Consider the following 12617-nt stretch of genomic DNA (forward strand, 5'->3'; position numbering starts at 1 on the left):
ACCGATTGGAATTTGGTAGTGGCTCAGTTTGCTCTTTTCCGATTCAACTTCGCGCCTTGGCGCCTTCGCGGTTCCTAAACCATTCTTTTATTAAACCGCAAAGACGCTAAGAATTTTCAAACTGACCCACTACCTGGAATTTAGAATTTTAGATTTCAATTTTTTATTTCAGTATCTTTGATTTACCAATGAAAACAGATCTTATAGCCCGCGTTGAAGAAGCACTTAACCAGCTGCGCCCTTTCCTGGAAACAGATGGTGGCAATGTAAAACTTGTAGAGATCACCGAGGACAATGTAGTTCGTCTCGAATTGCTGGGTGCGTGTAAATCCTGTTCTATGTCGGTGATGACTTTCAAAGCAGGATTGGAAGAAGCGATCCGCCGTGCGGCTCCTGAAGTGACGAAAGTGGAAGAAGTGAAATTAGCGGAGAATATTTAGAGTCCATTTCAATTTTTTTCTCACGCACTCTTCAACCATACTTCCGCTTCTTCTCTCGCTGAAAAAAATTTTATCCGTTTGTCGCCGGTGGCAGTGATCACTAATTTCGCTACGTTCCTCGTAAAAACATTTCCGCCGGTCATCGCTATCCGGTCGAATTTCATTTGCTTCGACATTTCCAGCCCGGCTTTTCTCGCTGCGGCATTGTGCTTTTTTGTACCGTCAATATTTCCGAGCATGAGGATTTTTTTTCCGGCCAGTGATATTTTTTCTGCACAACTCATCATTTCTTTCATCACCGCCATCACGGTATCTCCGTCCTGGTCACCTTCAAAAACAAAATAAATAATATCGTCGGGGCGAATAGTTACGGTGTTGGGCATGGGAATAATTTTCTGATGTAAAAGTAAAATTAAGTCAGGAATAGACTGTTGGTTTTTTTTGGGCGTGCTTGAAAATAGAATTATTAGATCAGATTCTCATCTCCTCACATTCCCAAATTTTCCAGCAAACTGTCATCTACAATATTCGGCATCGTCACAATTAAATTCGGAGTCCGTTTCATTTCTCTTTTGAAATAATATTTTCAATCTGCATTTTGAAAACAGGGAGAATATCAGTGACAACATTCCAAACCGCCCAGAAATCAACATCAATGTAATCGTGAATTAGTTTGTCTCTCATTCCTGCAATTTTCTACCATTCAACCTGGGGATGATCATTCCGGACTTTTTCCGAAAGATTCTTTGTTGCTTCTCCAATGATCTCGAAATTTCTGACAACCGCATCTCTTGTTTTGCGATCGTCAATGAAGCTCTTTTCGGAATAACCATTCGTGTACGCAAGGATAGCCTGAATACAATCAAGAATATGTTTAAGATAAACGACGTCAGACTTTTCTCCCATTATAGAATCCTGACAATGTCCCTTTCAATAAAAGATTTCAGATATGGAGAAACGGAGCGTTTCGTCACCAGATCAACAGGTATTTTCAAAGCCGAGCTCAATTCCTGCTCGAGTCCAATGAGATCCAAAAGGTTTGTTTTCTTCTGAAACTCCACAAGAATGTCCAGATCGCTGAAGGAGTGCTCTTCTTCACGGGCATATGATCCGAAAATACCAACATAAGACGGCTCAAATTTTCCGAGTGTCATTAAAATGGTACTCCTGTTTTCAAAAGAAAGATTCATATTCTAAAGTTAAGAAAATTAACTACAAATTCTCCAATAGGGAATCATCTACAATATTCGGCATCGTCACAATTAAATTCGGAGTCCGTTTCATTTCTCTTTCTATCGCGAACATCGCTTCTTTATTTCTCGCCCAGCTTCTGCGCGCAATTCCGTTATTCACGTCCCAGAAAAGCATCGAACGCAATCTTCGTTCTGCATCATCGCTTCCGTCGAGCACCATTCCAAATCCGCCGTTGATCACTTCTCCCCAGCCAACGCCGCCTCCATTGTGTAAGGAAACCCACGTAGCGCCGCGGAAACTATCGCCCACAAAATTCTGCACCGCCATATCAGCCGTGAATTGCGATCCGTCGTAAATATTCGAAGTTTCCCTATAGGGAGAATCTGTTCCGCTCACATCGTGATGATCTCTTCCCAGTACAACAGGGCCTTTCAGCTTCCCATCGCGGATTGCTTTATTCATCGCTGACGCAATGCGTATGCGCGCCTCCGCATCGGCGTACAATATGCGCGCCTGCGAACCCACCACGAGATTATTTTTCATCGCGTCTTTGATCCATGCAATGTTATCGGCGAGCTGCATTTTTATTTCTTCCGGAGAATTTTTGTGCATGTCTTCAAGAACATCCAGTGCAATCCTGTCCGTAAACGCAAGATCTTCGGGTTGTGCTGTAGTACAAACCCACCGGAACGGGCCGAAACCATAATCGAAACACAACGGGCCGAGAATATCCTGCACATACGACGGATATTTAAAAGTTCCATCGGCGTTCACGATGTCTGCTCCCGCGCGTGAGGCCTCGAGGAGAAATGCGTTTCCATAATCAAAAAAATACATTCCTGTTGTGGAAATTTTATTGATCGCTTCTGCCTGCCTGCGCAGAGATGCGCGCACGGCTTCTTTGAATTTCTCCGGCTCATCGGCCATCATTTTTTTCGAATCCTCGAATGAAATTCCTGCAGGATAATATCCACCAGCCCACGGATTGTGCAGCGAGGTCTGATCGCTTCCCATATCCACTTTCACTTTTTCCTTCACTAATTTTTCCCAGAGATCGACCACGTTCCCCTGGTAAGCGAGCGAAACGGCTTCTTTATTTTTCTGCGCAGTTTTTATTCTTGCCAATAATTTATCGAGTTCATCAAACACTTCATCCACCCATCCCTGCGAATATCTTGTCTGCGTTGCTTTCGGATTTATTTCTGCGATCACAGAAATGAGTCCGGCTATCTTTCCTGCTTTCGGTTGTGCGCCGCTCATTCCGCCGAGGCCTGCAGAAATAAAAAGTTTTGAACGGCGATCAGCTTCATCCTTGGAAATTTTCCGCGCCGCATTCATCACCGTGATCGTTGTTCCGTGCACAATTCCCTGCGGGCCTATGTACATGAAAGATCCCGCAGTCATTTGCCCGTATTGCGTTACTCCAAGCGCATTGAATTTTTCCCAGTCATCGGGTTTCGAATAATTCGGGATCATCATTCCGTTTGTGATCACTACGCGCGGCGCATCTTTGTGCGAAGGAAATAATCCCATCGGGTGGCCCGAATAAAGAACGAGAGTTTGTTCGTTCGTCATCGTCGCCAGATATTTCATCGTCAGTAAATATTGTGCCCAGTTCTGGAACACTGCACCGTTTCCGCCATACGTGATCAGTTCGTGCGGATGTTGCGCCACTGCATGATCGAGATTATTCGAAAGCATGTGCATGATCGCGCCCGCCTGGGTGGTTTTAAAAGGAAATTCAGTAATAGGTCGCGCATAAATTTTATAATCGGGGCGAAACCGATACATGTAAATTCTTCCGTAGGATTTCAGTTCTTCAGCAAATTCTTTTGCAAGTACGGTGTGATGTTTTGCAGGAAAATAACGGAGCGCATTTTTCAGCGCGAGTTTTTTCTCTGCCGGGGAAAGAATATTTTTTCTCTTCGGTGCATGATTGAGTGAAGTGTCGAACGGTTTCGACGCTGGAAGTTCGTCGGGAATTCCGGCAAGAATATTTTTCTGAAGATCTGCTGTTCTCATTTTTATAAGTTACCCGTTGTCAGTGTCAGTTGTCAGCGTTAATTTTCATTTATGAATCCAGTTACTGACAACCGCCCTGGCAACTATTTCTTTTCTATTCTTCCCGTTTTTTTATTAAAACCATAAGGGCAATGCCGGCATCCGTTCTGGCAACAATAACCACGCTTCAGAAGGTATTTTTCGGTAAACACGATGTAGCCCTCTTCCGTTTTGTAAAAGTCATCGGGTTCCAGTTCTGTGTTCTCTTCCGGCATGTGCATTCAAAGTTATATTTTTCATTGATGAAACGGAGAGAATGTTTCAACACCATCGGAACTCTTTTGACTAATATTGAGGCAATGAATCATCCCCGGATTGATAAAATAATCATAAACGAACAGGAAATTTCCATTCTCCGTCTCGATCTTCCGGATCCTGTTTCGGGTGGAAATAAATTCTTCAAGCTGAAATACAATCTCGAGGAGATGAAACGGTGCGGCAAAAAGAAACTGCTCACTTTCGGAGGTGCGTATTCCAATCTTATCGCTGCAGTCTCCGTCGCAGGGAATAAGAATGGAATAGAAACAGTCGGCATTATCCGTGGAGAAGAATTGAAAGAGGATTCCAACGCAGTTCTGAAATATGCTTCTTCGAATGGAATGCAGCTTCATTTTATTTCGCGGAAAGAATACCGGAAAAGAAATGAAGAAAAATATTCGGACGAACTGAGAAAAAAATTCCGCGCCGATGTAATTCTACCCGAAGGCGGATCAAATGCATTGGCTGTGAAAGGCTGCATGGAAATTCTTTCCGATGAAACACATTTCGCCGATGTGATTTTCTGCGCGGTCGGAACCGGTGCAACGCTGGCCGGAATAATTGCTTCAGCAAAAAAGCATCAGTGTGTTAATGGAATTGCTGTACTCGAAGGGAAAAATTACCTGGAGCAGGAAGTGCAGAAATTCATCAATGGGAAAGAAGTGAAATGCAAATGGCGCATCGATCACGATCATTCTTTTGGCGGCTATGCGAAAACCGATCAGCGGCTGATGAATTTCATTGCGGAATGGAAACATCAACTTCCCCTTGATCCGGTCTATTCCGGAAAATGTTTTTTTGCTGTTTCGCAATTTGTGCAGCGGAAAAATTCAGCCCGGAAAAATGTGCTTTTCATTCACACCGGTGGATATGGATTCCTGAATTCTCCAATGAAAAGTACGTGAATGAACAGCGCGGTGTTGATTTCCATTGACAGCTTTTCAACAGACGAAAATTTTTCCCATCAACATTTCAGTGTTCAAACATTGCGCGAAGTACAGAGAATTCCGCTTTCGCATTGAAATAAGTTTGCTGCAACAGAAAACCGCTGTTCAGCACTGTGAGAAAAATATTTCTGTTCCTCTTCCTCGCTTTCACTCTTCCTTCGCAGAGCAAAGACTTCGACACTTCATTTGTAAACGCGGTAAATTATATTCAGCAGCACAGTGCACAGGCCGTGCGCGAAATGAAAAATAATTTTATTCCCGCAAGCATCACACTCGCGCAGGGAATGGTGGAGACCGCATGCGGGTGCAGCGAACTCGCACGCAATGCGAATAATCATTTCGGCATCAAGTGTCATGAAACATGGAACGGGGAAACCTACGAATACACTGATGATGCAGTGGACGAATGTTTCAGGAAGTATGAAACCACCGACGAGTCATACGCCGATCATTCCCTTTTTCTTCGCTCGCGTGAGCGGTATGCTTTTCTTTTCAACCTGCGCATAACAGATTATCGCTCTTGGGCGAATGGACTCAAAGCAGCCGGCTACGCCACGAATCCTAAATATGCTGACATGCTGATAGCGATGATCGAGAAATACGGATTGAACCGGTTTGATTATGAATATTCGATTCAGGAAGACACGGAAAAGAAAAGTGAAATCGTGTTGAATGTACAATACACGCAGGTAGAAAAGCAGGTAGAAAGTATTATTCCTGAAATAATAGTCGCTGAAGAAACAGAAAATTGTGCCGACGAAAATTCATTCTCAGCAACTTTCCCGGAAAGTATTTTTCCTGAAAATAAACAGGAAACGGGAGATGAGTGTGACCTGGCAGAACCTCAGCGTTGAGCCGCGCACATCAGCAGAAAATTTCCAACTAATTTTTTTCCGTTCTCTCCCGAAACTTCCGGGTGAAACTGAACACCCCACAAAGGAAGAAAAGGATGACGCATTCCTTCGTTGATGTAAGATGATGATGAAGCGAGATGAATGAATGAAGAAGGCAACGTTATCCCTTCGGTGTGATCTTCGGTCATTTCTGTTTCAGGAAAAAGATTTTCGAAGAGCGGATCTTTTTTCAAAACACTTATTTTATTCGGGGAACGAATTTCTTTATCACGGAAAATTTTTGCGCCGTGTAAAATTCCCATCAACTGGTGGCCGAAACAAATTCCGAGCACAGGAATTTTTCCTTCTTTGAGGAATGAAAATTTCTCAATGTAAGGAGCGTGATCGACTTCCGTGAACATCGCCGGTGATCCGCTGAAAATAATTCCGGAACTTTTTTTCAATTCACTTTCAGAAACTTCATCCCACTTCACCATTGCACATTCGCCCCCGCACGCACTCACCATGTCTGCGATGAGCGGAGTTTTTCTGCTGCCGAAGTTGATTAATGTGATGGGAGACATGAGAATGTAGAACTCAGAACTGAGAATTAAGAACTGAGAAGTGAGAACTGAGAATTAAAACGCAGGCCATTCTTTTCGTTTCCTTATTTTAAATTCTCAGTTCTTAATTCTCATTTAGGTTTCGTTCCTCCCGCCGGTTTTTTCGCCGGAGTTTTCACAGGAGTTTTTGTTTGCGTTCCACCGCTCTCCGGTTTCGTGTAGTCGATGATGAGCATTTCCACGCGACGGTTTTTCTGGCGTCCTTCCGGTGTTGCATTCGAAGCAATAGGCCGTGTTTGACCGAACCATTCTGTCTTGAGGTGATTAGCAGGAACTCCTTTGCTTACGAGATAATTTTTCACCGCCTCTGCACGACGCTGCGAAAGTTTCAGGTTATCTGCCGGGGTGCCTTCGTTGTCGGTATGTCCGCTGATCTTCAATGACCACTCTGAATGTTTCTTCAACAATTGGGCAAGCGTATCAAGATCCGGCAATGAACCCGGACGAATGATTGCTTTCGCAGTTTCGAATTCAAGATTGTCGAATGCTTTCTTCACTACTTCCTGTTGTTCTTTTGTGAGTGTTACTGCAACATCAGGAATATCCATTTTCTGCAATCCGTTGCCAACAGGTTTCGGAATTTCAAAACGGAATAATCCGTCGGCCTGGCTGCGCACTGCGCGTTTTGCCAAACCATTCACGATCACTTTCACTTCATTCACGCCCATCGTCTTGTCAGGATCTCCATCGAGACGGAAAACGCAGAGTGAATCTTTCGGCAAACTTTCATAAGTGAAACTTCCGTCTTTCGCCTGGCGAACAGATTGCAAACTCTGGCCTGCAAGATCAACAAGCGCAAGACGAACTTCAGGACATCCTTCATTATCTGCAGGGCCGGGTTTATCAGGACACAAATCAATTTTATCCATCACACCATCACCATCACGATCAGGGCATCCTTTGAATGCAGGCAGTCCCGGTTCATCCGGACAATCGTCGTCTTTGTCAATGATTCCGTCACCATCTTTATCAGGACATCCGTTGAATTGCGGCAAGCCCGGATCATCAGGACATGCATCCTGTTTGTCAGTAATTCCATCACCATCTTTATCAGGGCAACCATTGAGTGATTTCAATCCCGGATCATCCGGACAGAGATCTTCAGAATCCTGCACATGATCGCCATCGCGGTCAGGACATCCCAGGAATTCCCACACACCGGGAACATCAATGCATTTATCTTTTTTATTGGAGACTTTGTCTTTGTCCCTGTCTTTCGGTTCGCGATAAAGTATTGGAACATGAATTCCGAAATAAAAATCGGCGCCGTAAATTGTTTTACTCTTACTGAAATATGGCGCGAGCGAAGTGGTACCCATGAACAGCGGCCCTAATCGCACACACGCACCCACATTGAAATTTTTATATTGGTTGTAAGAGAACGGAATCATCACACCAAACCATTTCCAGTCCCAGCGCGGAGTGATCGCAATGTAACTCAGGTCATGAACTTTATTCGGATTTAATCTCCACTGCACCGCGTACGCCCAATTCATATTTACATACACATCTTTCCAGATCTGGTAATCCACATCGCCACGAAAAGCCAGCGGAAGATTTACGCGATAAGTATTGGGAGAAGAAATAGAACCGAAACGATTTCGGATCGTATCGTCCCACGCCTGCACGGGCCCCATGTACTGATTTCCTCCTGTGGTGTCACCCTTGAAATTCAGATTGTGCACATTCCACATATTAATGTCGGCAACAAAATTGTTACTCAGTTTGCCGCGATCATATTTGATGGAACCGATATCAGTGATAGACATTCCGGCGCGCAACTTGTATTTATTTTTTGAACGCATCCACAGATCTGTTTCTCCGTCCATATCGTATTTGTATTTCTGGTAATCGGGCCGCCATTCGTAAACAACACCGATGTCGAGACCAATACCCGGATGAGAAACAGATTTTTCTATATAGTCGCTGGCGGTGGATCCTTTTGGAAAATCGAAATTGGTGCTGTGCCCATATTGAATGTGCGAATTGAAAAATGTAAGCGTGTCTTCATTATTGGTGAGGTACTTTAGATTATCGGCGAAAAGATAAACGCTTCCCAAACCGAAAAGCAATTTAGGGCGCACACCAACTTTCAGAAAATTTGCTTTGTCGTCCACAAGAACACGCGCGTAATCAAAACCGATCTCGTGCCACGCCATGAATTGTAAACTGAGATGATCATTAGTGAATTGTTGCGTCCACAAAGAAGAATCCTTGAAACCGGTGTAAGCCAATTTTGCCAATGGCTGTTCCACACCATCGAGATTCATGTACGAACGGAATTCGCCGGTAATGGAGAGTGCGCTTTTACTATCGATCGTGATCATGAACGAGAGAGGCATCATGGCGCGCGTACCCAGGAAAACAGATTTTTTATCGCTGTTATCGCGCGTTGTCATATAATCGTCCTGGAAATTTTTATCGTTGAATGCAGGAAAGCCGGCTGAATCTTTAAGCGCGCCGAAAAAAGAACCGTTGTGCGCAAATGCAGTTTTGCTCATGCCCGCATAATTATTCTGCAACTGCATTCCCATCGCGAAAACATTCACGTCGAGCTTCATGCGGTTGTCGGCAATGTAAGACGGGTTGAAGTCAGTGGAATAAACGCCGGAATAATTGCTGTAGGCGTAATCGCTCATGATCTGCGCGCGCATGCCGAACGGGAGCGCGGAGAGGAGCGTGAGTGCGAGAAGAATTTTTTTCATGAAATTTCCGGTGTGCAATGGAAGACGAAAGATAGGAAAATTCGGGGGAGAAATCTTTCTTTTTAGTGCCTTGACTTGCACCACCTGTTAACTTATCTTTCTTGAACAAATGAAGAATTGCGTACAATCTCAAAAAGTGGATGAACTACAAAGTGAAAAAAATAAAAGTAGTTGCGATGGAGTTGAGGAATCCCGAAGTATCGGGAGAAATTCAGAAGACGATGAACAATTTTTTTTCGGTTTATGAACATTATTTTCCCCTGGAAAATATTTTCAGTTTGTCATTAACAGGAAAAATTGTGTTGTGAACTTCGGAGGAGCGGGAGTGAGACGCAATATCCAGCAGAATAGGGGAATTATTTTTTGAAAAGGGAAGTTGTGCCTGCCCGACCCAAACCGGGGCGGGCAACGGCCACTGCTGTTGGGGGCTGTGCTTTTTCATCCTGCGTCATTGTCCACGAATGAAGTGCGATACTGTCATGCGATACTGTCAGCCGTTAATGTTGTTTTGTTTTTTGTCTGCCGATACCGAAGCGAAAAATAAAAACGAAGGGCGAGCCGATTTGCAACCCATAAAAAAGTGTCTACCGATAAAAGAAGGTTGCAAATGGGCTTGACCTGAGAAGAGAATCATTATTTGAAGCAATGTCAGCCGGTTTGCTCTTTTGCTTGCGAGCCGCGAGCTTGCAAAAGTGCAAAGCCGGAACCGTTTGCGTTGCTGTCTGCCGATACAAGCGATCAAGAAAATGAAAACCTGTCTGCCGATATTTTTTTTGTACGCAATGCTGTCTGTGTACGCTCTCTACTTTACTATGAAAATCACATCTGCAAGCGAGGCATATTTATTGGCAGAGTTTTTCGGAAAATTAAATTTAATTTCTAATTTTTTAGTGCTGTCGGGAGTGTGTCTGAAATTGTCAAGGTACTTGAAAATTGTCGGCTTTAATAATTGCAAGTCCCTTTTTAATTTCCAAGAGCTTGAAAAGTCATTCGTGTCAACCAATACTAAAAACATTCTGTTTTCAGAACCAAAGCGTGGAGCACTTTGATTTTCATAAAGCCACTTTGATAATATTTGCGGATTGGCTTGTGCTTCTTTGAGGACTTCTAATTTTTCATCTTTTAATTTTTGAAGAACTCCATTTGAAAATTTGTCATTCTTGTTTTTTAATTTCTCAGTAATCTCATAATAAATATCACTTGGTTTTGCTTTCTTATCAAAGAGAATGTTTGCTTCTTTAGCTTTTGCTTTTAAGTAAGTTAATTCCACAGGATAACTCTTTTCGTTCCGCTTTTCTTTTATGTATTCGGATGGAAGATAAGTCACTTTCAAATCAAACGGAATATTGTTGATGAAAAAGTCAACGCTTTTAATTTGTCCAACTGTCGGAAGAACGGATTTGTGAGATTTAAAAATATGCTCAATCAAAATGCTTGACCAGTGATTATACCAACTGTTTAAAACATACGCTTGAACGAGAGGATGAATTTCTTTTTCAAATTTGGAAAGTAATTGGTCATAAGATTTATAAACTTTCACATATCTACTTACCAAAAGTTTATTCAAATCATTCTGATAATCTCCCCATTCAAAATGTTTGAGTTTGAAAAGTTCAGAAACTAATTGCTCAGTATCAAGAGCGGTAAGTTGCTGTTTAGATTTGTCTTTTATGTAATCATCTAATAGCCCGTGAGATTTCTTCGGATTCTTATTTAAAAGATTAAATAGTTCTGCAAATTGTTTTCCAGATGCTGTTTCTGTCAGTTCAATTTTATTTTGCTCAACAAATTCAGCAATTAATTCTGTGCGAATAATAGATTTAGTTTTTAACCAAAGTAGTCCGCCATTGTCGGTATTAAATTCTTGAAGCTGTTCGCTCTCGTGGAGTTTCTTCCAGTAATTAAAATCTTTCATTTACTAATTGTTCTTTCTGATTAGATGTTATAAAATGTTTTTGTTTTGGAGTGCATACAAATAAAATTTCCTGACTTCCTGCAACGCTTCCTTTTCCGCCTCTGCCGTTTTGATAAGTTTTTGTTTCAATCTTAACTTGTCTATGCTTAGAAATAATTTTCTCAAAATCTTCCACGCTTGGATAACTACGATTATTATAGCTGATTAACCAGCAAGGTATTGCTTCAGCGAATTCAAAAAGTCTTTCAAATGAATTAATCACATCTCTTTTTTTATCAAAACCGCTGAACCGTTGTGGCTCGTAGCGTTTAATTCCGTTTATAAATTGTTTGTCTTGCCAATATTCCGTGAATGTTTCCAATAAGTGATAAAAACTTTGATAGTCAGCGTGACTGTCGCAGTACGGTGGGTCAAAATATGCTAAGTCAACATTTTCAAGTGTCGGTAGCAATTCCAATATATTTTTATTGTAACTATGATTCTCTTGCTTGTTATCAAAGACTGCATTGTTGTATTTCGGTAGCAATTCTTCAAAAATATCTTTTATCGGTCTTATCAAACTTCTGTTTCGTTTTATTCTTTCAGGATCGCTTGCATAACGCAATGCTTGTGTGTGACCGAAGTGTCCCATCGTTACTTTCCTTGTCATACTGCGATTGATTATTGTGTATGCAAGTGCTTGTTTGCCTGTGTTATTTAACAATGGAATGTTAGCTCTGAAATTGTCTAAAAACTCTGCTTCGCTCTTTTCAAAAAACACACCAGTAAAAGTATTTTCCATTAACTGAAACTTGTTTTTGTTTTTTGCTGGTTGAAAAAGCAACTTGATGTCTTTCTCTGTTAATGTAGTTCCGTTGTTTTCAATGAGTGCTAAACCGATTTGATTATTGAAATTCAAAAAATCATTAGTGATAGTTTGAAACCCCATCTGTTTAAAAAGAAAAGCAACGGACTGTGAACCTGCAAAAGCGTCAATAGCAGTTCTTATATTATCAGGAATAAATTTTTTTATCCACGCTAAATGCGTGTGCTTTGCACCCAAATACTGTGGGTCTGGGAATTGATAGTTGAAATATGTGTATTCTTCAAAAAGCATTGGTCATTTTTTCTTTTTGTTGGCAGGTTTTACCGAAAGTTGTTCAATATATTCAGATGAAATATGGTCGGAAAGTTCTAAGCCCAATTCAACTTTAACAAAACGGAGAAAGAATTCCATTGCTTCCTGCATATAAAACCCTGTATTATCAACAGAAGGATTTAAGTACTTATGTTGAATCGAATTCCTTTCCTCATGCAAGAATTCCAAGTGTCAAGGTAATTGTCGGTTTGTATTTCTGTCCACTGTGTCAATGTTGTTCTGTCGTCTTTTAGGGTTGCCGGTAACGGTTTGTGGGTTTCTGATGTTGCGGATTTAGAACCACAAAACTGTCCCCCGCTACAAAGGTAATAGAAAGCAATAAACTTTCAACTTGCTCGTCACCCGCAATAGCAGAAACCCGCTGTGCTTGTTGCACAACTAAGATACAACTGTTAGCAATTAATCAAATATTTTTCTTGACAAATTTCGAATAGCAGTTATTATGTATTCATGCAAGGCAAAAAAAATTACGAAGAAAAACTCTTCACGAATTTTCAGTTGAG

12 protein-coding genes and 1 pseudogene are annotated in these 12617 nt (G+C 41.8%); 4 read left to right on the forward strand and 9 right to left on the reverse strand.

The features are described 5' to 3' along the window. The first annotated feature begins 188 nt into the window (after positions 1-188). The gene (locus HY064_11080; protein MBI3511198.1) at positions 189-440 is read left to right on the forward strand and encodes a NifU family protein; all 252 of its coding nucleotides are present in this window, start codon (positions 189-191) and stop codon (positions 438-440) included. Positions 441-460: 20 nt separating this feature from the next. On the opposite strand, the gene HY064_11085 is transcribed toward HY064_11080, so the two are convergent. The 5 genes and pseudogenes from HY064_11085 to HY064_11105 all read right to left on the reverse strand — a co-directional run bounded on the left by HY064_11085 (position 461) and on the right by HY064_11105 (position 3910). Next, positions 461-823 carry an STAS/SEC14 domain-containing protein gene (locus HY064_11085; GenBank protein ID MBI3511199.1) on the reverse strand — a complete coding sequence of 121 codons (363 nt, stop codon included), beginning with the start codon at positions 821-823 and terminating at the stop codon, positions 461-463. A 178-nt stretch (positions 824-1001) separates the two neighbouring features. Beyond that, positions 1002-1346 (reverse strand): annotated as a pseudogene (locus HY064_11090) (DUF86 domain-containing protein). Next, positions 1346-1630 carry a nucleotidyltransferase family protein gene (locus HY064_11095; protein ID MBI3511200.1) on the reverse strand — a complete coding sequence of 95 codons (285 nt, stop codon included), beginning with the start codon at positions 1628-1630 and terminating at the stop codon, positions 1346-1348. Before HY064_11095 ends, HY064_11090 begins: the two are co-directional and overlap by 1 nt. 22 nt (positions 1631-1652) lie before the next feature. Beyond that, entirely contained in the window at positions 1653-3656 is a 2004-nt protein-coding gene (locus tag HY064_11100; GenBank protein ID MBI3511201.1) for a urocanate hydratase, read from the reverse strand. Between the two features lie 83 nt (positions 3657-3739). Further along, a complete protein-coding gene (locus HY064_11105; GenBank protein ID MBI3511202.1) occupies positions 3740-3910 on the reverse strand; it encodes a hypothetical protein in 171 nt (56 codons plus the stop codon). 84 nt (positions 3911-3994) lie between these two features. Here HY064_11105 and HY064_11110 point away from each other — a divergent pair, with 84 nt between their 5' ends. Together HY064_11110 and HY064_11115 are read left to right on the forward strand one after the other, a co-directional pair. Continuing rightward, complete coding sequence (locus HY064_11110) at positions 3995-4858, forward strand: 1-aminocyclopropane-1-carboxylate deaminase/D-cysteine desulfhydrase (GenBank protein ID MBI3511203.1); 864 nt, start codon at positions 3995-3997, stop codon at positions 4856-4858. Between the two features lie 281 nt (positions 4859-5139). Then, a complete protein-coding gene (locus tag HY064_11115; protein ID MBI3511204.1) occupies positions 5140-5754 on the forward strand; it encodes a glucosaminidase domain-containing protein in 615 nt (204 codons plus the stop codon). On the opposite strand, the gene HY064_11120 is transcribed toward HY064_11115, so the two are convergent. Beyond that, the gene (locus HY064_11120; protein MBI3511205.1) at positions 5745-6317 is read right to left on the reverse strand and encodes a gamma-glutamyl-gamma-aminobutyrate hydrolase family protein; all 573 of its coding nucleotides are present in this window, start codon (positions 6315-6317) and stop codon (positions 5745-5747) included. The two genes, HY064_11115 and HY064_11120, sit on opposite strands and share 10 nt — an antisense overlap. 110 nt (positions 6318-6427) lie before the next feature. Continuing rightward, on the reverse strand, positions 6428-9061 hold the full coding sequence (locus tag HY064_11125) for an OmpA family protein (GenBank protein MBI3511206.1): 2634 nt from the start codon (positions 9059-9061) through the stop codon (positions 6428-6430). A gap of 140 nt (positions 9062-9201) precedes the next feature. Here HY064_11125 and HY064_11130 point away from each other — a divergent pair, with 140 nt between their 5' ends. Next, a complete protein-coding gene (locus HY064_11130) occupies positions 9202-9369 on the forward strand; it encodes a hypothetical protein (GenBank protein ID MBI3511207.1) in 168 nt (55 codons plus the stop codon). Positions 9370-9863: 494 nt separating this feature from the next. On the opposite strand, the gene HY064_11135 is transcribed toward HY064_11130, so the two are convergent. Both HY064_11135 and HY064_11140 read right to left on the reverse strand, forming a co-directional pair. After that, positions 9864-10976 carry a hypothetical protein gene (locus HY064_11135; protein MBI3511208.1) on the reverse strand — a complete coding sequence of 371 codons (1113 nt, stop codon included), beginning with the start codon at positions 10974-10976 and terminating at the stop codon, positions 9864-9866. Next, positions 10963-12072 (reverse strand): DNA adenine methylase, encoded by a 1110-nt coding sequence (locus HY064_11140; protein MBI3511209.1) that lies wholly within the window; start codon positions 12070-12072, stop codon positions 10963-10965. Before HY064_11140 ends, HY064_11135 begins: the two co-directional genes overlap by 14 nt. Positions 12073-12617: the final 545 nt, after the last annotated feature.

This window comes from Bacteroidota bacterium, assembly GCA_016194975.1.
Classification (GTDB): Bacteria; Bacteroidota; Bacteroidia; order Palsa-965; family Palsa-965.